The following is a 17,470-nucleotide window of genomic DNA, read 5'->3' as shown; positions in this document are numbered from 1 at the left end:
GGCGCCGAGTTCGAGCGCGCGGCGGACGATTTCGCGCGGGTAGGCTGGTGCGTGGTTGACTGTTCCCTCCTGCGCTTCGTCGGCAAGCAGGTGGTTGCGGGCATTGAGGTAGAGGACCCGGAATTCCTCATGGATGAGGGCGCCCTGGCGCGCAGCAAGATAGGCGAGGACCGTCTCCATGCTGGAGAGCGGTGTGCCCGGCGCGCGCAGGTCCTCGTCCCAAGCGGCCTTGGTGCGGACGGCAGTGCGGCGCGCATCAGGCAAGGCCCGCCCACGGTGCATCCGTTGCGCAGCCGTCCCAACGAAGCGCAGCGCCACTGCCGCCGAGAGGCCGACTCCCTCCACTTGCGCAAGCTCCTCCGGCCGGGCCGAGAGCACCCCGGCAAGCCCGCCGAAGCGCGCGAGAAGCGCCTTCGCCCGCTCCTTGGTGTCCTGCCGGGGGATGGCAAGCGCAAGCAGATATTCGAGGATCTCATGGTCGAGAAAGCCGTCTGGCCCGCCCTTGAGCATCCGCTCCCGCATCCGGCCGCGGTGGCCGCCAAGGTCGTCGGCTGGGGTTGGCCGGCCCGCCGGGGCAAGGCCCAGCGGCAAGTCGCTTGCTCCGTGCCGCTGGCGGGTAGGCATCGAGTCAGCTTGGGTAGGGTGGCCGGTCGAGGCCGGCTGGGGAGAGGGTGAAGACTTCCACACCCTCCTCCGTGATTCCGACCGAATGTTCAAACTGGGCGGAAAGCGACCGGTCTCTCGTGACTGCCGTCCACCCATCCTCCAGGATCTTCGAGTCCGGCCGGCCCAAGTTCAGCATGGGCTCGATGGTGAAGAACATGCCCGGCACGAGCTCCGGCCCGGTTCCCGCCCGGCCGGCGTGGACGACATTGGGAGGCATATGGAAACGCCGCCCAAGCCCGTGGCCGCAGAAATCGCGCACGACCGAGCAGCGGTGCTTTTCGGCATGAGTCTGAATGGCTTCGCCAATGTCGCCAAGGTGGCCGCCAGGCCGTGCCGCCTTGATGCCGCGCCAGAGGCACTCAAAGGTGATATCCACAAGGCGGCGGGCCTTGAGCGAGGGTTCGCCAACGAAATACATGCGGCTGGTATCCCCGTGCCAGCCGTCGAGGACGACGGTCACATCGATGTTGACGATGTCGCCGTCGCGCAGCGCCTTGGCAGACGGGATGCCATGGCAGATGACGTGGTTCACCGAAGTGCAGAGCGAATGGGAGTAGCCGCGGTAGAAGATGGTGGCGGGCACAGCGCCGCGCTCCAGAATGAAGTCATGGGCGAGCTGGTCGAGCGCCAGGGTGGTCACACCGGGGACGACATGCGGGACGAGCATGTCGAGCACTTCGGCGGCGAGACGCCCGGCGCGGCGCATGCCAGCGAAACCCTCGGCATCGTGAATGACGATGGTGCGCTCGTCGAGGTCAGCCGCAGTCACCCCCTCGATTTAGGCGCTTGCCATTGATAGGGCAATGGCATGGCGGCGGGCGCGGAGGCAGAGGGCCAGGCGGAGCGGGTGTGGACCGCCGCCCTCATCATCATCGGCGACGAAATCCTTTCGGGCCGGACGCAGGATGCCAACCTCGCCTATCTCGCCCGCTGGCTCAACATCCAGGGCATTCGCTTGCGGGAAGCCCGAGTCGTGCCCGACGAGATGGCAGCGATCGGGGCAGCAGTCACGGCCTGCCTTGCCACCCATGACTATGTGTTCACAACCGGTGGCATCGGCCCGACCCACGATGACATCACTGTCGATGCCATCGCAGCAGCCCTTGGCCTGCCGGTGGTCTTGCATCCTGAGGCCGAGGCGGCCTTGCGGGCCTATTATGGGGACCGGCTGAACGAGACGCGCCTCAGAATGGCCCGCGTGCCAGAAGGTGCCGAGCTCATCCCCAATCCCGAGACTGGCGCGCCGGGGATCCGGCTTGATCGCCTCTTCATCCTGGCGGGTGTTCCCAAGATCACGCAGGGCATGTTGCGCGGGCTTGACGGCAAGCTTGCCGGGGGGCGGCCGGTGCTTTCCGCAGCCGTTGGGGCATGGACGGCCGAGAGCCGGGTCGCCGGAATTCTCGCTGACGTGCAGAAGGGCTTTGACAGCGTGCAGATCGGCTCCTACCCGTTCTGGCGCGAGGGCCGGACGGGGGCCAATTTCGTGCTCCGTTCGGTTGACCCGCAGGCGCTTGCGCAGGCAGTCGCACAGCTGGTGGAAGCGCTGAGGGCGGATGGTCTTGAGCCAGTGGAGGGCGAGATTTGACGAATCTGCGCTGGTTCCTGCTCCTCTTGCTGGCAGTCGGCCTCGTCCTGTTCGCGGTCGCCAACTGGCGCTTTTCCGTCATGAGCGAGGCGGGGTTCCTCTCGCCCATGACCAAGGTGCTGCCCGATGCCGAGAAGATCGGCGTGACCGTGTGGCCGAATACGACCGTCTATCTGCGGCTTCCCGTGCTCATCCTCTTGATGCTGGGGGTCGTCTACATTCCAATGTCGCTGTGGACTCGCACCCAGAAGCTTCTGCTCCGCCGCCAGATCGGCAGGCTGGAGAAGGAGGTGGGAAGCCTGCGGAGCGAGCTTGAGCGGGCGCGAGTTGAGCTGCTGCGGCCGCCGGCCATGCCAGAGACTCCCGCGCCCGAGACCCCTGCCCCCGAGACCCTTGCCCCCGAGACCCTTGCGCCCAAGGCTCCTGCGCCGGCTGCGCCGTCCGTCCCGCCCCAGGCCATTCCGCAGGCGCCGCCACCGCCAGGCACTTGAGCAACTTGCCTCCGGTCTTCCTCGCGGTCGATACGACCGAGGCAAGCCGCGCCCGCGCGCTCATCCGGGCAGCGCAGCCGCATATTGCCGGCGTAAAGCTTGGGCTCGAATGGTTCTGCGCCAACGGCCTCTCAAGCACAGGGTCCCTGATGGCGGAATGCGGCCTGCCACTCTTCCTTGATTTGAAGTTCCACGACATCCCAAATACGGTTGCAGCCGCAGTAAAGGCGGTTGCGCCACTGCAGCCTGCCCTCTTGACGGTCCATGCCGCCGGTGGGCTTGCGATGCTGGCGGCAGCGCGCGACGCAGCGCCAGCAGCAACGCAACTGGTCGCAGTGACCGTGCTGACCAGCCTTGACGCAGCCGACCTCGGGGCCACTGGTGTCACGGAAGACACGGCTGCACAAGCTGTGCGGCTGGCGGATCTTGCGCGTGCAGCCGGGCTTGATGGCGTCGTCACCTCCGCACGGGAAGTCTCTTCCTTGCGCGCGCGCTGGCCCGAGGGGCTGCTGGTGGTGCCTGGCGTGCGGCCGGCGGGCGCCGACGCCGGCGACCAGAAACGGGTGATGACGCCGCGTGAGGCCATGGCCGCCGGCGCCTCGGTGCTGGTGGTTGGGCGGCCGATCAGTGCTGCCGATGACCCGGCCCAAGCCGCCGCCTCAATTGCAGCGGAGCTTGCCGCCTGGGCGTGAAGGTCAAGATCTGCGGCGTGCGCACGCCAGAGGCCGTCGATGCCGCAGCTCGGGCCGATGCGCTCGGGTTCAACTTCGTTTCGGCAAGCCCGCGCCATGTCACGCCGGGGGAGGCGGCGGCGCTCATTGCCCGGGCGCGGCCTCTGGCGGTCGGGGTGTTCCAGGATGCGCAAGATGCACTCATCGAAGCAGCAGTTGCCGCCGGCATCCAGGCAATCCAGCTGCATGGGAGGGAGAGCCCGGCACGGCTTTCCCATCTGAAAGCCCGCTTTGGTCTTCCGGTATGGAAGGCGGCGGGGGTTCAAACTGCCGCCGACGTCCAGGCCCTGGTGCGGGACTTCGGCCATGCCGATGCGCTTGTGCTCGATGCCCGCGCGCCCGAACACGCAGGCGCGGCCGGCGGGCATGGGCTTGCCTTTGATTGGCGGATCCTCGCTGAAGCGCGGCCGCGAGGCCCCTGGATCCTGGCGGGCGGCCTTCGGGTCGAAACGGTTGCGGAGGCCGTTCGCCTGACTGGGGCGGCGTTTGTCGATGTCGCCTCCGGTGTCGAGGAGGCCCCCGGAGTGAAGTCCCTTGCGAAGATCGCCGCCTTCCTTAGAGAGGCCGGTCGTGGCTGATCGCGATCCCCGTCCCTCGCTGCGCACCGGGCCTGATGCGCGCGGCCATTTCGGCGCCTTCGGCGGCCGCTATGTGGCGGAAACGCTGATGCCGCTCCTCCTCGAGCTCGAGGCGGCCTACCGCGAGGCGAAGGCGGATGCCGCGTTCCAGGCCGAGTTCGACCATTTGCTTTCCCACTATGTCGGCCGGCCGAGCCCGCTCTATTTCGCCGAGAAGCTGACCGCCCATCTCGGTGGCGCCAAAATCTACTTGAAGCGCGATGAACTGAACCACACGGGCGCGCACAAGATCAACAATTGCCTGGGCCAGATCCTGCTTGCCAAGCGGATGGGCAAGACCCGGATTATCGCGGAGACTGGCGCTGGCCAGCATGGTGTGGCAACGGCGACGGTTGCCGCCCGCTTCGGCCTGCCCTGCGTTATCTACATGGGCGAGCGCGACATGGCCCGCCAGGCGCCCAACCTGTTCCGGATGCGCCTGCTCGGTGCAGAGGTGCGGGCAGTCACCAGCGGGTCGCGCACCTTGAAGGATGCGATGAACGAGGCGCTCAGGGACTGGGTCACCAACGTTGCCGACACTTTCTACATCATCGGGACTGCAGCCGGCCCGCACCCCTATCCGGAGCTGGTGCGCGACTTCCAGTCTGTCATCGGCACGGAAGCGCGCGCGCAGATCCTCGAAGCCGAAGGCCGGCTGCCAGACGTGTGCGTGGCAGCCGTCGGCGGGGGCTCGAATGCGATCGGTCTCTTCCATCCCTTCCTCGATGACCCCGTTGCACTCGTCGGAGTGGAGGCCGCCGGCCTTGGCCTTGCAAGCGGTGTGCATGCGGCCTCGATCGCTGGCGGGCGGCCAGGTGTGCTTCATGGCAACAAGACCTATCTCCTGCAGGATGAGGATGGGCAGATCCGCGATGCCCACTCAATTTCGGCCGGCCTCGACTATCCTGGCATCGGGCCTGAGCATGCCTGGCTGCATGCAATCGGGCGCGTGCGCTATGAGAGCGTCACCGATGCCGAAGCGCTGGAGGCGTTTGCACTGCTGGCGCGGGTGGAGGGGATCATCCCCGCGCTCGAGCCGGCCCATGCGCTCGCCTATGTGGCGCGGGTGGCGCCGGGGATGGCGGCCGACCAGATCCTCCTCATGAATCTCTGCGGCCGGGGCGACAAGGACATCTTCACCGCGGCCGAGGCGCTGGGCGTCTCGCTGTGAGCGATCGGCTGGGGAGGACCTTCGCCCGCGTTTCGCCGCGGGCAGCGCTTGTCACGTTCGTGTGCGGCGGCGATCCGACGCTTGAGCTTGCTCCTGCCATTCTCGATGCGCTGGTTGCCGGCGGGGCGGACATCGTCGAGCTTGGCATGCCCTTCTCCGACCCGATGGCCGATGGGCCGTCGATCCAGGCCGGCAATCTTCGCGCGCTCCGCGCTGGCGTGACTTTGGCAAAGCTCTTGCCAATCGCAGCGGACTTCCGCCGCCGCCATGCCGAAACACCGGTCATCCTCATGGGCTATGTGAACCCAGTGCTTGCCTATGGCGTTGCGCGCTTCGCAGCTGACGCAGCAGCAAGCGGGATCGATGGTGTCATCCTGGTCGACCTGCCACCGGAGGAGGCGGGCGAAGTGGCCCCAGCGCTCGAGGCGCACGGGCTCCACCTCATCCGGCTTGCGGCGCCGACGACCGATGCCGAGCGGCTGCCAGTGGTGCTCGATGGCGCTTCCGGCTTTCTCTACCATGTGGCAGTCGCCGGGATTACGGGGGCGAACAGCGCAGCCGAAGCCGAGATTGCAGCAGCAGTGGAGCGCCTGAAGGCCGCAACCCGGCTTCCGGTTGCTGTCGGGTTCGGAGTCCGGAGTCCAGCGCAGGCGGCCATGGTGGCAGCCCATGCTGATGCCGTGGTGGTGGGATCCGCAATCGTCGATCTCATCGGTGCGAGTGCAGAGCGGCAGTCGAACAATATTCCCGGCGAAGTCGAAGCCTTTGTCGCAACGCTTGCGGCAGCGGTGCGAAGCGCCCCCCGGCGGCTTGCTGCATGAGCTGGCTCACGCGCGGGCGGGCGCGGATTAAGCAGATCCTCGCCAAGCGCGACACGCCCGACAATTTGTGGACCAAGTGCCGCAACTGTGGCGCGATGCTCTACACACGGGAGTTCGAGGCCAATCTCTCGGTCTGCCCCGATTGCGGCCACCATGAGCGGATCGGGCCGGCGGCGCGCTTTGCGCTCCTGTTCGATGGCGGCCAGTATGAGCGCATTCAGGTGGAGATGCCAGCGGATGATCCGCTCAAGTTCCGCGACCAGAAGCGCTATCCTGACCGGCTCAAGGCAGCGCGGACGACAACGGGGGAGGCAGATGCGCTGGTGCTGGCGAAAGGCACAATCGGGCGGGTGCCGAGCATCGTTGGAGTGCAGGATTTCGCCTTCATGGGCGGCTCGATGGGGATCGGCGTGGGTGCGGCTTTCGTGAAAGGCGCAGATGTCGCGCTTGCCGAGCGGCGGCCGTTGGTGATTGTAACAGCGGCTGGGGGTGCCCGTATGCAGGAAGGCATTCTCTCGCTCATGCAGATGCCGCGCACGACGGTGATGGTTGCGCGGATGCGCGAAGCTGGCATTCCCTATGTGGTGGTGCTGACTGATCCGACCACGGGCGGAGTGACGGCGAGCTATGCCATGCTCGGCGATGTCCACATTGCCGAGCCAGGCGCGCTCATCGGCTTTGCCGGGGCGCGGGTCATCGAATCGACCATCCGGGAGAAGCTGCCAGAAGGGTTCCAGCGTGCCGAATATCTGCTCGAGCATGGCATGGTCGACATGGTGGTGCGCCGGCACGAGCTTGCCGAAACGCTCGGCCGGCTGCTCCGGCACCTGACCCGTGCGCCTGCCTGACCGAAATGGCGACCGACTTCGCCTCGTCCGACGACCCGGTGCTCGACCGGCTGCTGAAGGCAGCCGGCAGCCAGCGCATCCGCGGGGTCGATCTCTCGCTCGACCGGATCAACCGCCTGCTTGCCCGCATGGGATCCCCGCACCGGAAGCTGCCGCCGGTCTTTCACGTCGCTGGCACCAATGGCAAGGGTTCAACATGCGCCTTCCTGCGCGCGGCGCTTGAGGCGGCGGGCTTGCGAGTCCATGTCTACACTTCGCCGCATCTCGTGCGCGTGAACGAGCGGATCCGGCTTGCTGGGACCTTGGTTTCCGATGCCGAGTTTGCTGCCGCACTTGGTGATGTGCTGCGCGTGAACGCTGGCCAGCCGCTCTCCTTCTTCGAGAGCCTGACGGCTGCTGCCTTCCTGCTGTTCGCCGCAACCCCGGCAGATGCAACCGTGCTCGAAGTCGGTCTCGGCGGGCGGCTTGATGCGACCAATGTGGTGCCCGACCCGCTGGTCACCGGGATTGCCGAGCTCTCGATGGACCATGTGGCGATCCTTGGGCCGACCATCCGCCATATCGCCGCCGAGAAGGCCGGTATCGCCAAGCCTGGCGTGCCGCTTGTTACCCAGCGCTACCCGCCGGCAGTTGCCGCACGCGTTGCAGAAGTGGCAGCACTCAACGGCGGCCGGCTGATGGCGCGCGGCGAGGCGTGGGAGGCGAGGCTTGCCGGTGGGCGGCTTGCTGTCACCATGGGCGAGCACGCGCCCATCGTCCTGCCAGCGCCCAGGCTTTTTGGCACGCACCAGGCTGACAATGCCGCCCTCGCCGTTGCCATGCTGCTCGCCCAGAAAGAGCTTGCCGTCCCCACGGTTGCCCTTGCCGGCGCCATGCAATGGGCGCAGTGGCCAGCCAGGCTGCAGCGGATTGCCGAAGGTCCGCTCTTCGCCCGCCTTCCCGAAGGCACCAGCCTGTTCGTGGACGGCGGCCACAATCCCTCAGCCGGGCGGGCTCTCGCACGGTTTCTCGAGCGTGCCGAAGGGCCAGTCACCGTGATCCTCGGCATGCTCAGAACCAAGGATCATGCCGCCTTCGTGAAGGCCCTGCCGGAGGGCGCGCGGCGGATCGGCGTGCCAGTGACAGGCCATGCCCATGTCGCCCCCGAGCTGCTGGCCAGCGAGACGGCGCCCGACCTTGCGCAAGCCCTTGCCATGGTCGACCAGCCTGGCACGGTGCTCATCTGTGGCTCGCTCCATCTTGCTGGCGAATTTCTGCGCCTGAACGGCCCGCTTCCCTCGTGATCGCGCCTGCAGCTCTGCCACAGGGCAGTAGCAGGAAAGGGCGCAGGCGCCTGTCAGCATCTGCTGCCATCAGCGTCCTTCGCCTCCCGAGCTTGCGTCTGCGGCGCGCGACCAGGCAGAGCAGGCCCGCAGGCTAGATGTCGAGATTGGCAACCGACAGCGCGTTGGCCTGGATGAATTCCCGGCGGGGCTCGACCACATCGCCCATGAGCTGGCTGAAGGTCTCATCCGCCTGGGCGGCATCCCCGATTTCGACCCGAAGCAGAGTCCGCGCCGCAGGGTCGAGCGTGGTTTCCCAAAGCTGCTCGGCGTTCATTTCGCCAAGCCCCTTGTAGCGCTGCACCGTCAGGCCCTTGCGGCCAGCCTCGAGGACGGCATCGAGAAGCTCGGTCGGGCGCCGGACAGGGGTTGGGGACGGGCTGGTGGCGAGCAGCGCTGGCCCGGCCCAGACTGCGCTCTGCTCCGCAGCAAGGGTATCAAGCTTCAGCGCTTCCGCGCTCTGGAGGAAGGCGCGGTCAATGACATGGGCGTCGGTCACGCCGCGGTCGAGGCGGGAGACGAGGAAACCGCCTTCCGCTGCCGGAGCGACGGTCCAGCCCGAGCTGCCGCGGTTGAGCCAATTGGCAAGGTGCTGCGGCGCGGCCGCCGTGCCGGGGGCAAAGGCGCCAGCGAGCGCGAGCGCTTCAATGAGCGCAGCTGGGTAGCGGCGAGGCACATAGCGCATGAGCCGGCGCATGCGCCTTGCATGGTCGATGAGAAGAGCAAGGTCCGCACCAGAGATGGTCTCGCCCGTATGGAGGGTGAGTGCGAGCCCCTCGATCCCGGCGTCGGCCAAGTATTGGTCGAGCGCGGCCTCGTCCTTCAAATAGGCTTCCGAGCGGCCGCGAGTCACTTTGAACAGCGGCGGCTGGGCGATGAAGAGATGGCCGGCGCGGATGAGCTCGGGCATCTGCCGGTAGAAGAAGGTCAAAAGAAGGGTGCGGATATGGGCGCCGTCGACGTCGGCGTCGGTCATGATGACGATCTTGTGGTACCTGAGCTTCTCGAGGCTGAACTCATCGCGGCCGATGCCGGTGCCGAGCGCCTGGATGAGGGTGCCGATTTCCTTGGACGATAGCATCCGGTCGAACCGGGCGCGCTCGACGTTCAGGATCTTGCCACGCAGCGGGAGGATGGCCTGGAATTGGCGGTTGCGGCCCTGCTTGGCAGAACCGCCGGCGGAATCGCCCTCGACAATGAAGAGCTCAGACTTCGCTGGGTCCTTCTCCTGACAGTCGGCGAGCTTGCCGGGAAGCGAGGCGACGCTGAGTGCCGACTTGCGGCTGGCCTCGCGGGCCTTGCGCGCGGCCTCGCGGGCAATCGCGGCCTCGATGATCTTGGCAACGATAGCCCGCGCTTGCGGCGGATTCTCCTCCAGCCAGTCGGCCAGGCGATCGGCCATGAGCGACTCCAGGGGCTGGCGCACTTCCGAGGAGACCAGCTTGTCCTTGGTCTGCGAGCTGAACTTGGGGTCGGGGAGCTTGACAGAGACAACGGCCGTCAGGCCCTCGCGCATGTCGTCTCCGGTCAGGGAGACCTTCTCTTTCTTCAGAAGCCCCGACTTCTCGGCATAGGCGTTGAGCGTTCGCGTCAGCGCTGCGCGGAAAGCTGCCATGTGCGTGCCGCCGTCGCGCTGGGGAATGTTGTTGGTAAAGGCGAGCACCTGCTCGTAATAACTGTCGTTCCACTGCAGCGCGACGTCGATCCCGATGCCGTCGCGCTGGCCGCTGATGGCAATCGGCTCGGGCATGAGTGGAGTCTTGGTGCGGTCGAGCCATTTGACGAAGGCGACAAGGCCGCCCTCGTAGAAGAATTCGGTCGTACGATGTTCGGCGTGGCGTGCGTCGGTCAGGATCAAGCGCACACCGGAATTGAGGAAGGCGAGCTCGCGATAGCGATGCTCCAGCCGCTCATAGTCAAAGTCGATGCCGGTGCGGAAGGTCGCAAGGGAGGGCAGGAAGGTCACTTCGGTGCCGCGCCGGTCCCCCTGCGGCCCGACCGTCTTCAGCGGCTCTTCGGGCACGCCATGGCGGTAGCGCTGCACATGCTCGAAGCCGTCGCGCCAGATCCGCAAGACGAGCCAGTCGGAGAGCGCATTCACAACCGAAACGCCCACGCCGTGGAGCCCGCCGGAGACCTTGTAACTGCCGCCCTCTTCGTTTTGGAACTTGCCACCGGCGTGGAGCTGGGTCATCACCAGCTCCGCGGCCGAGACTCCTTCCTCGGGATGGATGCCAGTCGGGATGCCACGGCCGTTGTCGGCAACCGTGACCGAGCCATCCGGATTGAGGCGGATCTCGATCCGGTCGCAATAGCCAGCGAGCGCCTCGTCGATCGCATTGTCCGAGACTTCGAACACCATGTGGTGGAGGCCCGAACCGTCGTCGGTGTCGCCGATGTACATGCCCGGCCGCTTGCGGACCGCCTCGAGGCCTTTGAGGACCTGGATCTGCTCTGCGCCGTAGCTCTCTTCCCGGCCTGCGGGCCGCTGTGCCGTTGCCATGTGCCAACCCTAGGGAAATGCCGCGCGATGCGCCACGGAAAAGCGTCCTTTGCCGCAGTGCAGGGACGATGATTGTCGCTGCGCGTTCGGCCCGTCGGCCGGCGCGCTGTCGCGCTTGCTGCGTCCCGTTGACCGGTTCTCGTCACCAGAACGCGGGATCAGGCCGGTCGGACCTGGCCGTTCCGCACTTCGAAGCGGGCAGCCTCAAGGCCCGCGAACGGCGCCATGTCGGTGCCAGAAAGCCAGGCCTGGCCGCCGAGGCGGGCGATGCGCGAAAAAAGGGCCTCGCGCCGGTCCGGGTCGAGATGGGCAATCGCCTCATCGAGAAGGAGGAGGGGCGGCATTCCCCGCGTGTCGGCAACGAGGCCGGCCTGGGCGAGCAGGATGCCAAGGAGAAGCGCCTTCTGCTCCCCCGTCGAGGCGTGCGCAGCCGGCAGGCCCGTTGCCGCCAGCCGGACTTCGAGATCATCAAGATGGGGCCCTGTGCGCGTGCGGCCAGCAGCGCGGTCGGCGGCGCGGGAAGCGGCAAGGGCAAGTGCGAGGTCATCGTGGCGGGGCGGGGGAGTGAGCAAGGCGCGCGGGAAGTCGGCGCCAGCCTCAGCGGCAAGGCGGGCGGCAAGGCGAGAGACAGTGTCGGCGCGCGCGGCCGCAAGCGCTCTGCCATGGGCGCCCATCTGGGCTTCGAGCGCCTGGAGCCAGGCCGGGTCTGGTGGCTCGGGGGCGGCGAGCAGGCGGTTGCGCTGGCGAAGTGCCGCCTCGTAGCGCGTTGCATGGCCGGCATGGCCGGGGTGGAGGGCATGCGCAAGGCGGTCGAGAAAGCGCCGGCGTGCCGCCGCCCCTTCCAAGAACAGCCGGTCCATCAGAGGGGTGAGCCAGAGGATCGACAGCCACTCGGACAGGCGGGCGAGCGGTGCAGCTGCGCCTTCGGCTCGCAGCAAGCGCCTCTCGGGGGCCTCGGGGAGCGTGAAAGTCTCCAGGCTGATCGGGGGGAGGGCAGGCTCAGGTGCGAGGGTCGTGCGGATCCGGAAGCCGCCGCTGCCGCTGCTGCGAGCCATGTCGGCAAGGGTTGCACCGCGCAGGCCGCGGCCGACTGCGAACAGCGACACAGCTTCAAGGAGTGCGGTCTTCCCTGCGCCATTTGGTCCGGCAAGCAGGATGACAGCAGCCCCCCCGGTGTCCATGCGGGTTGCAGCGTGGTTGCGGAAGTCGGCAAGGGCAAGCGAGAGAAGCGCCGGGTGAGCCATGTCCTGTCGGCTCTAGCCGCGCCTGTTGCAAGCAGCTACAGCCGACCCGTCCCGAAAGCGCTGGATGGACTGCCACCCCCCATGAACACGCTCGCCGGCCTTATCAACTTCCTCGTCTATGTGCTCCAGCTCCTCATCTGGGTGATCATCATCCAAGCGGTCTTGAGCTGGCTCATTGCCTTCAACGTCGTGAACATGCGCAACCGCTTCGTCGCTGCCGTCTACGATGGGCTCGACCGCGTCCTCGCCCCCATTTTGCAGCCGATCCGTCGCCGCCTGCCGGATCTGGGCGGGATCGATGTCTCCCCACTCGTCGTCATTCTGGCGATCGTGCTTGCGCAGCAGCTGCTCCAGGGGCTGCGGCTGGATCTTCTCGCCAACTGACAGCCGGGGTGGCGATGCGACTGATCGACGGCAAGGCGGTTGCTGCCGAGCTCCGCGCTGAAGTCGCGGGTGCCGTGGCCAAGCGGGTGGCAGCAGGCTGCCGGCCGCCAGCGCTCGCCGTCGTGCTGGTCGGCGAAGACCCGGCTTCCCAAGTCTATGTGCGGAACAAGGTGCAGGCGTGCCAAGAGGCCGGCATCCGCTCACGCACGCATCGCTTGCCTGCAGATGTCGCCGAGGCCGCACTCCTCGACCTCGTCCAAGAGCTCAACACCGACCCGGAAATCGATGGAATCCTCGTGCAGCTGCCGCTGCCGCCACAGTGCAATGCCGCCCGTGTCATCGAGGCCATCCATCCAGGCAAGGACGTCGACGGCTTCCACCCCGTCAATGCCGGGCGCCTTGCCTTGGGGCTTCCCGGCTTTGTTCCCTGCACGCCGGCCGGCTGCCTGCGGTTGCTGAAGACCGTGCATGCCGAGCTTGCCGGGCTGGAAGCACTCGTCATCGGGCGCTCGACCATCGTCGGCCGGCCGATGGCCGCGCTCCTCGTAAGCGAATCAGCGACAGTGACGGTTGCGCATTCCAAAAGCCGTGATCTTCCTGCCCTCGTCAGCCGCGCTGACATCGTCGTCGCGGCCGTCGGTCAGGCGGAGATGGTGCGGGGTGGCTGGCTGAAACCGGGTGCGACCGTCATTGATGTCGGGATCAACCGGGTAACCGGTGCCAACGGCAAGGCGCGCCTTGTCGGCGATGTCGCCTTCGCGGAGGCAGCGGAGGTTGCAGGTGCAATTACGCCCGTCCCAGGTGGGGTGGGGCCAATGACGATTGCTTGCCTGCTTTTGAACACGCTCCGGGCTGCGGCATGAGCCTTCCGCTTGACGTCTTTGTCTCGGCGCTGGTGACCTTGCTCGTCATCGTCGACCCCCCTGGCTGTGCACCCATCTTTGCGAGCTTGACCGGCCAGGCAAGCCCGGCGCAGCGGCAGTCCATGGCCATCCGGGCAGTGCTGATTGCCGCTGGAATCCTCCTCTTCTTCGCACTCCTCGGCCAGCCCTTCTTGGGCGCACTCGGGATCGGCCTTCCCGCGTTTTCGATCGCAGGCGGAATCCTTCTCTTTCTGTTTGCAACCGACATGATCTTCGAGAAGCGCACCGAACGCCGCGAGGCCCGCGCCCGGGACTTGGCAGCGCGCGAAGTCGAGGATGTGTCCGTGTTTCCGATGGCCATCCCGATGATCGCAGGACCCGGCTCGATTGCAACCATCATGCTGCTTGTCGCCCGCGCTGACACGCCGGCAGAGCAGGCGGCCGTCTATCTGGCGCTTGCGCTCGTCCTCATGCTCACCCTTGCTGCACTTCTTGCAGCGCGGCCGCTCATGGCCCTGCTGGGAGCCAAGGTCGAGGCGATGATCACAAGGCTCCTTGGCGTGGTGCTGGCGGCGCTTGCGGCCCAGATTGTCGTAGACGGGCTCAAGGGCGCCTTCGACCTCTAGAGCTCGATCAAGCGATTGGGGAGCTCGTCGCGGTTGCGCGGGGCAGGCGGGAAATGTTCAGCGAGGATGGCGCCGACAATGCCGACGGCGCGGACGAACCCTTGAGCAAGGTTGCCGCGCCGCGCCTCCGCCAGCAGGGCAGCATCGGCTTCGCCCCAGACATCGGGTGAGACCTTGGCGTAGATGCCTTCGTCGGCGACGATTTCGGCCATCTGGTCATGGAGGCTTGCGAAGATGAGCACACCAGTGCGCTCGGCAGTCAGGTGGATGCCGCGGGCAAGGAACTGCTTCAAGGCCAGTTCATGGACTCGGGCGCGGCGCAAGGCTGCAGGGGCATAGCGCTGGGCAATCGGCGTGACCCGCAGCAGCAGGAAAGCAGCAAGGAAGACGAGGACCTGGGCTGCGGCATGGAGTTCGACGGTGGCGATGTCGGGAAGCGGTTGTCCTGCCGCCTGCCAGGCGGGGAAGAGCGTATCGCGCCAGGCCGTGGGGCCGAAGCCCGCAAGCGTCAAGAGGAGGGGCACAGTGAAGGCGAGTGCTGCCGCAAGGGCGAGCACCCATTCGAGGTAGATATGGCGGTCCGTGTCGAGGACACAGACGATTTCGCCCGACGTGGTCGCCTCCGCCGCGGCGATCGCAGCAGCCACGCGTTCATGATCGGTGTCAGGCACCTGCATCGCCACCCTCCGCGCCTACCAGCCGCCGCTCGCGCCGCCGCCCCCGAAGCTGCCGCCACCGCCAGAGAAGCCGCCACCAAAGCCGCCAGAGAAACCGCCGCCGAAGCCACCCATCCCCGGGCCCCAGATGATGATGGGACCAGCCGGACCCCGGCGCCGGCCGCCGCCACTGCCGCCGCCGCTGCTGCGGATGACGAGCCAGATGGCAAAGAGCAGGATCACGAAAAAGAGAATGGTGCTAAAGCTGATCTCGCCATCCTCGCTGGCACGCGCTGCGCGCGCGGCAGCCGCACGGCGCTCGGCTTCCTCGGGCGGCAGTTGCAGCTGTTCGATGAGGGCGTCGGCACCGGCCTCGATACCGCCGGCAAAGTTCCCGGCGCGCAAGGCCGGGAGGATCCGCTCCTGGATGATGAGGGCGGAGAGCGCGTCGGTCAGTATGGGTTCGAGCCCGTAGCCCACTTCCACGCGCACCCTGCGCTCGTTGGGGGCGACGAGGAGGATGACACCATTGTTGGCACCCTTCTGGCCGATGCCCCAGTGGCGACCCAGCCGATAGCCATAGTCTGAGATCTCCAAGCCTTCGAGGTCGGGAATAGTCGCGACCACGAGCTGGGTGCCGCCAGTGGCCGTCTCGAGTGCGGCAAGCTTGGCCGTCAAGCGCGCTTCCGCCTCGGGGGGAAGCAGCTTGGCGGCATCGACCACCCTCCCGGTGAGCGCGGGAAAGCTCTGGCCGAACGCCGGGCCGGCCAGCAGCAGGAGGAGGGCGAGAAGCAGGCGCACGCGGCCCTGGCCGCGCTCAGCTGCCGAACTTCACTTGCGGCGCGCGCTCGGCGTTCGGGGCCGTCGCCTCGAACGGGGCCTTGGGCTCGGCACCATAGATGACCTTGGCGGCCACGATCGACGGGAAGGTGCGGATAGTGGTGTTATAGGCCTGGACCGCCTGGTTATAGTCTCGCCTGGCGACAGCGATGCGGTTCTCAGTGCCTTCGAGCTGGGACTGGAGGGCGAGGAAATTCTGGTTCGACTTGAGCTCAGGATAGCGTTCGACGACGAGGAGGAGCCGGCCAAGCGACTGGGAGAGCGCGCCCTGGGCGTCAGCGAACTGCTGGAGCGCGGCCGGATCCCCAAGCTGATCAGGCGAGACATTGACTTGCGTTGCCCGCGCCCGGGCATTCGTCACTTCCACCAGGACATCCTTCTCCTGCTTGGCGAAACCCTCGACAGTTGCAACGAGGTTGGGGATGAGATCCGCCCGGCGCTGATACTGGTTCTGCACTTCGCCCCAGGCCGCCTTGACGGCCTCTTCCCGGGTCGGGACGGTATTGATGCCGCACGCTGACAGCGTGAGAAGGAGGCTGGCGGGAAGAAGCACATGCAAGATGGTGCGCAAGGTCGGCATCGACGTCCTCCGTTATCACCGGGTGGCCCCGGCTGCGATTTCGCGCTAGCACATCGCGGAATTCGTCTCTAGCCAAGAGACGCTGCGGGAGGGGCGCATGCTTCAGGAGTTCAAGGCGTTCATCAGCAAGGGGAATGTGCTCGATCTTGCCGTTGCCGTCCTGATCGGGTCAGCCTTCGGTGCGATTGTCACGTCGGTCACCGAGGATCTCTTGATGCCGCTCCTTGCTGCCCTGACGGGCAATCCGGACTTCTCGAACCTCTTCCTGCGCCTGGGCCCGATCCCGCCCGGCTATGCTGGTGCAACCGATGACTATGCGGCGCTCAAGGCTGCTGGTGTGCCGGTGCTGGGCTATGGCGCCTTTTTGACCGCGCTTGTCAACTTCCTCATCATCGCCTTTGCTGTGTTCCTGCTGGTCCGGCAGGCCAATCGCCTGCTGCCAAGGCGCGATGCGGCACCACCTGCTGATCCCCCCGATGTCGTCGTTTTGCGGGAGATCCGCGACCTTTTGAAGGAGAGCCGTCCATGATCTGCCATCCCCTGCTGCGCTCCCTTGCCCTGGCGGCCTTGGGCGCCGTTGGTGCCTGTGCGCCGATGAGCGACGATGTCGCGCGCGCTGCACCTGCTGCGACATCGCCTCCGGCTGCACCGGTTCCGGCTGCGCTTGCCGGGGAGTGGGCAGTCTTTGAGCTGGCCGGCGCGCCAGTCACGGGCCGGGTTCCGACCATCGGGTTTCGCGAGGGCCGGGTGTTTGGCTTTGGCGGCTGCAATCGCTACATGGGGCCGGTCAGCTTCACGGGCGCAGACGGCATCAAGGTGGGCGCGGCTGCGATGACCATGATGGCCTGCCCCGCCCCGCAGATGGAACTGGAGCGGCGTTTTACCGCTGCCCTCGAGGGCGTTGCGCGCTGGCAGGTGGCCGATGACGTGCTCACCTTGCTGAGTGCCGACGGGAGCATCATCGCGCGGGCCCGGCCAGCTCCAAAGGCGACCTAGCTTCTGCCCTGGCCTGCTGCCAAGACCACCCGCATCGCCCGGATGACACCGGGGTTGCGGGGCGGCTCGCCCACGGGCAGGGCATCGACATGTTCCATTCCGGAGACGACCTCTCCCCAGACCGTGTACTGGTTGTCGAGGAAGCGGGCATCGCCATAGCAGATGAAGAACTGGCTGTTGGCGCTGTGCGGTGCCGACGTGCGCCCCATCGAGCAAACGCCCCGAACGTGGGGCGCGTCCGAGAATTCGGCCTTGAGGTCAGGCAGCGACGAGCCGCCAGTGCCGCGCCCGTGCGGGCAGCCGGCCTGGGCCATGAAGCCCGGGATGACGCGGTGGAAGACGATGCCGTCGTAGAAGCCGGAGTGAGCCAGTGCCGTAATGCGCTCGCAATGGGCGGGCGCGAGATCGCGTCGCAGGCGGATCAAGACCGGGCCGCTGTCGAGGATCATTTCAATATGGTCGGCAATCTCGGTCATCGTTCGCGCTCCTTCGTCTTCTCGGCTGTCCTGTGGCAGCGCGGGCAGCG

At 66.8% G+C, this 17,470-nt stretch carries 21 protein-coding genes; 13 read left to right on the top strand and 8 right to left on the bottom strand.

Going from position 1 to position 17,470, the window contains the following annotated elements:
• Together ACWIQA_RS08935 and map are read right to left on the bottom strand one after the other, a co-directional pair.
• Positions 1–591, bottom strand: a 591-nt coding sequence (locus ACWIQA_RS08935; protein WP_448582724.1) for a JAB domain-containing protein, incomplete at its 3' end; no start/stop codon positions are given.
• A 37-nt stretch (positions 592–628) separates the two neighbouring features.
• Positions 629–1,435, bottom strand: a complete 807-nt coding sequence (gene map / locus ACWIQA_RS08930; protein ID WP_448582723.1) for a type I methionyl aminopeptidase — start codon at positions 1,433–1,435, stop codon at positions 629–631.
• Between the two features lie 39 nt (positions 1,436–1,474).
• Between map and ACWIQA_RS08925 the strand changes: the two genes are divergently transcribed.
• From ACWIQA_RS08925 to ACWIQA_RS08890, 8 genes are read left to right on the top strand one after another with little or no spacing between them, the layout of a single operon-like run.
• Positions 1,475–2,251 (top strand): competence/damage-inducible protein A, encoded by a 777-nt coding sequence (locus tag ACWIQA_RS08925; protein ID WP_448582722.1) that lies wholly within the window; start codon positions 1,475–1,477, stop codon positions 2,249–2,251.
• The gene (locus ACWIQA_RS08920) at positions 2,248–2,742 is read left to right on the top strand and encodes a hypothetical protein (protein ID WP_448582721.1); all 495 of its coding nucleotides are present in this window, start codon (positions 2,248–2,250) and stop codon (positions 2,740–2,742) included. Before ACWIQA_RS08925 ends, ACWIQA_RS08920 begins: the two co-directional genes overlap by 4 nt.
• Positions 2,739–3,434: an orotidine-5'-phosphate decarboxylase gene (pyrF, locus tag ACWIQA_RS08915; protein WP_448582720.1), complete on the top strand. Its 696-nt coding sequence runs from the start codon at positions 2,739–2,741 to the stop codon at positions 3,432–3,434. Before ACWIQA_RS08920 ends, pyrF begins: the two co-directional genes overlap by 4 nt.
• Positions 3,431–4,051: a phosphoribosylanthranilate isomerase gene (locus ACWIQA_RS08910; RefSeq protein WP_448582719.1), complete on the top strand. Its 621-nt coding sequence runs from the start codon at positions 3,431–3,433 to the stop codon at positions 4,049–4,051. Before pyrF ends, ACWIQA_RS08910 begins: the two co-directional genes overlap by 4 nt.
• On the top strand, positions 4,044–5,261 hold the full coding sequence (gene trpB, locus ACWIQA_RS08905; protein WP_448582718.1) for a tryptophan synthase subunit beta: 1,218 nt from the start codon (positions 4,044–4,046) through the stop codon (positions 5,259–5,261). Before ACWIQA_RS08910 ends, trpB begins: the two co-directional genes overlap by 8 nt.
• On the top strand, positions 5,258–6,082 hold the full coding sequence (gene trpA / locus ACWIQA_RS08900) for a tryptophan synthase subunit alpha (protein WP_448582717.1): 825 nt from the start codon (positions 5,258–5,260) through the stop codon (positions 6,080–6,082). Before trpB ends, trpA begins: the two co-directional genes overlap by 4 nt.
• The gene (gene accD / locus ACWIQA_RS08895) at positions 6,079–6,930 is read left to right on the top strand and encodes an acetyl-CoA carboxylase, carboxyltransferase subunit beta (RefSeq protein ID WP_448582716.1); all 852 of its coding nucleotides are present in this window, start codon (positions 6,079–6,081) and stop codon (positions 6,928–6,930) included. Before trpA ends, accD begins: the two co-directional genes overlap by 4 nt.
• A 5-nt stretch (positions 6,931–6,935) precedes the next feature.
• Positions 6,936–8,213, top strand: a complete 1,278-nt coding sequence (locus ACWIQA_RS08890) for a bifunctional folylpolyglutamate synthase/dihydrofolate synthase (RefSeq protein WP_448582715.1) — start codon at positions 6,936–6,938, stop codon at positions 8,211–8,213.
• A 133-nt stretch (positions 8,214–8,346) separates the two neighbouring features.
• Here ACWIQA_RS08890 and gyrB read toward each other — a convergent pair whose 3' ends face one another.
• Both gyrB and recF read right to left on the bottom strand, forming a co-directional pair.
• Positions 8,347–10,755: a DNA topoisomerase (ATP-hydrolyzing) subunit B gene (gene gyrB / locus ACWIQA_RS08885; protein WP_448582714.1), complete on the bottom strand. Its 2,409-nt coding sequence runs from the start codon at positions 10,753–10,755 to the stop codon at positions 8,347–8,349.
• A gap of 158 nt (positions 10,756–10,913) precedes the next feature.
• On the bottom strand, positions 10,914–11,999 hold the full coding sequence (gene recF, locus ACWIQA_RS08880; RefSeq protein ID WP_448582713.1) for a DNA replication/repair protein RecF: 1,086 nt from the start codon (positions 11,997–11,999) through the stop codon (positions 10,914–10,916).
• A gap of 81 nt (positions 12,000–12,080) precedes the next feature.
• Here recF and ACWIQA_RS08875 point away from each other — a divergent pair, with 81 nt between their 5' ends.
• The 3 genes from ACWIQA_RS08875 to ACWIQA_RS08865 are packed head-to-tail and all read left to right on the top strand — an operon-like array spanning position 12,081 to position 13,872.
• Complete coding sequence (locus tag ACWIQA_RS08875) at positions 12,081–12,383, top strand: YggT family protein (protein WP_448582712.1); 303 nt, start codon at positions 12,081–12,083, stop codon at positions 12,381–12,383.
• A 14-nt stretch (positions 12,384–12,397) separates the two neighbouring features.
• Positions 12,398–13,246, top strand: a complete 849-nt coding sequence (folD, locus tag ACWIQA_RS08870) for a bifunctional methylenetetrahydrofolate dehydrogenase/methenyltetrahydrofolate cyclohydrolase FolD (RefSeq protein ID WP_448582711.1) — start codon at positions 12,398–12,400, stop codon at positions 13,244–13,246.
• A complete protein-coding gene (locus ACWIQA_RS08865; RefSeq protein ID WP_448582710.1) occupies positions 13,243–13,872 on the top strand; it encodes a MarC family protein in 630 nt (209 codons plus the stop codon). The genes folD and ACWIQA_RS08865 overlap by 4 nt, the downstream gene beginning before the upstream one ends.
• Here ACWIQA_RS08865 and ACWIQA_RS08860 read toward each other — a convergent pair.
• Genes ACWIQA_RS08860 through ACWIQA_RS08850 form a run of 3 tightly spaced genes read right to left on the bottom strand, consistent with a single transcriptional unit; the run spans position 13,869 to position 15,948 of the window.
• Positions 13,869–14,549, bottom strand: a complete 681-nt coding sequence (locus ACWIQA_RS08860) for a TPM domain-containing protein (RefSeq protein WP_448582709.1) — start codon at positions 14,547–14,549, stop codon at positions 13,869–13,871. The genes ACWIQA_RS08865 and ACWIQA_RS08860 overlap by 4 nt on opposite strands.
• A gap of 15 nt (positions 14,550–14,564) precedes the next feature.
• Positions 14,565–15,329 carry a TPM domain-containing protein gene (locus ACWIQA_RS08855; protein ID WP_448582708.1) on the bottom strand — a complete coding sequence of 255 codons (765 nt, stop codon included), beginning with the start codon at positions 15,327–15,329 and terminating at the stop codon, positions 14,565–14,567.
• 16 nt (positions 15,330–15,345) lie between these two features.
• Positions 15,346–15,948 carry a LemA family protein gene (locus ACWIQA_RS08850; protein ID WP_448582707.1) on the bottom strand — a complete coding sequence of 201 codons (603 nt, stop codon included), beginning with the start codon at positions 15,946–15,948 and terminating at the stop codon, positions 15,346–15,348.
• A gap of 97 nt (positions 15,949–16,045) precedes the next feature.
• Here ACWIQA_RS08850 and mscL point away from each other — a divergent pair, with 97 nt between their 5' ends.
• Together mscL and ACWIQA_RS08840 are read left to right on the top strand one after the other, a co-directional pair.
• Positions 16,046–16,477, top strand: coding sequence for a large conductance mechanosensitive channel protein MscL (gene mscL / locus ACWIQA_RS08845; RefSeq protein ID WP_448582706.1), 432 nt, complete (start codon positions 16,046–16,048; stop codon positions 16,475–16,477).
• Complete coding sequence (locus ACWIQA_RS08840) at positions 16,474–16,944, top strand: META domain-containing protein (RefSeq protein ID WP_448582705.1); 471 nt, start codon at positions 16,474–16,476, stop codon at positions 16,942–16,944. The genes mscL and ACWIQA_RS08840 overlap by 4 nt, the downstream gene beginning before the upstream one ends.
• Here ACWIQA_RS08840 and ACWIQA_RS08835 read toward each other — a convergent pair.
• Entirely contained in the window at positions 16,941–17,420 is a 480-nt protein-coding gene (locus tag ACWIQA_RS08835) for a peptidylprolyl isomerase (protein WP_448582704.1), read from the bottom strand. The two genes, ACWIQA_RS08840 and ACWIQA_RS08835, sit on opposite strands and share 4 nt — an antisense overlap.
• Positions 17,421–17,470 lie beyond the last annotated feature (50 nt).

This window comes from Thermaurantiacus sp., assembly GCF_053487655.1.
Note: the sequence above shows the minus strand (reverse complement) of the source record. Positions and strands in the feature narration are given on the sequence as shown.

Coding starts and splice junctions, on each gene's coding strand:
- ACWIQA_RS08925 (WP_448582722.1), top strand. CDS start 1,475: ATGGCGGCGGGCGCGGAGGCAGAGGGCCAGGCGGAGCGGGTGTGGACC.
- accD (WP_448582716.1), top strand. CDS start 6,079: ATGAGCTGGCTCACGCGCGGGCGGGCGCGGATTAAGCAGATCCTCGCC.
- ACWIQA_RS08890 (WP_448582715.1), top strand. CDS start 6,936: ATGGCGACCGACTTCGCCTCGTCCGACGACCCGGTGCTCGACCGGCTG.
- gyrB (WP_448582714.1), bottom strand. CDS start 10,755: ATGGCAACGGCACAGCGGCCCGCAGGCCGGGAAGAGAGCTACGGCGCA.
- recF (WP_448582713.1), bottom strand. CDS start 11,999: ATGGCTCACCCGGCGCTTCTCTCGCTTGCCCTTGCCGACTTCCGCAAC.
- ACWIQA_RS08875 (WP_448582712.1), top strand. CDS start 12,081: ATGAACACGCTCGCCGGCCTTATCAACTTCCTCGTCTATGTGCTCCAG.
- folD (WP_448582711.1), top strand. CDS start 12,398: ATGCGACTGATCGACGGCAAGGCGGTTGCTGCCGAGCTCCGCGCTGAA.
- ACWIQA_RS08865 (WP_448582710.1), top strand. CDS start 13,243: ATGAGCCTTCCGCTTGACGTCTTTGTCTCGGCGCTGGTGACCTTGCTC.
- ACWIQA_RS08860 (WP_448582709.1), bottom strand. CDS start 14,549: ATGCAGGTGCCTGACACCGATCATGAACGCGTGGCTGCTGCGATCGCC.
- ACWIQA_RS08850 (WP_448582707.1), bottom strand. CDS start 15,948: ATGCCGACCTTGCGCACCATCTTGCATGTGCTTCTTCCCGCCAGCCTC.
- mscL (WP_448582706.1), top strand. CDS start 16,046: ATGCTTCAGGAGTTCAAGGCGTTCATCAGCAAGGGGAATGTGCTCGAT.
- ACWIQA_RS08840 (WP_448582705.1), top strand. CDS start 16,474: ATGATCTGCCATCCCCTGCTGCGCTCCCTTGCCCTGGCGGCCTTGGGC.
- ACWIQA_RS08835 (WP_448582704.1), bottom strand. CDS start 17,420: ATGACCGAGATTGCCGACCATATTGAAATGATCCTCGACAGCGGCCCG.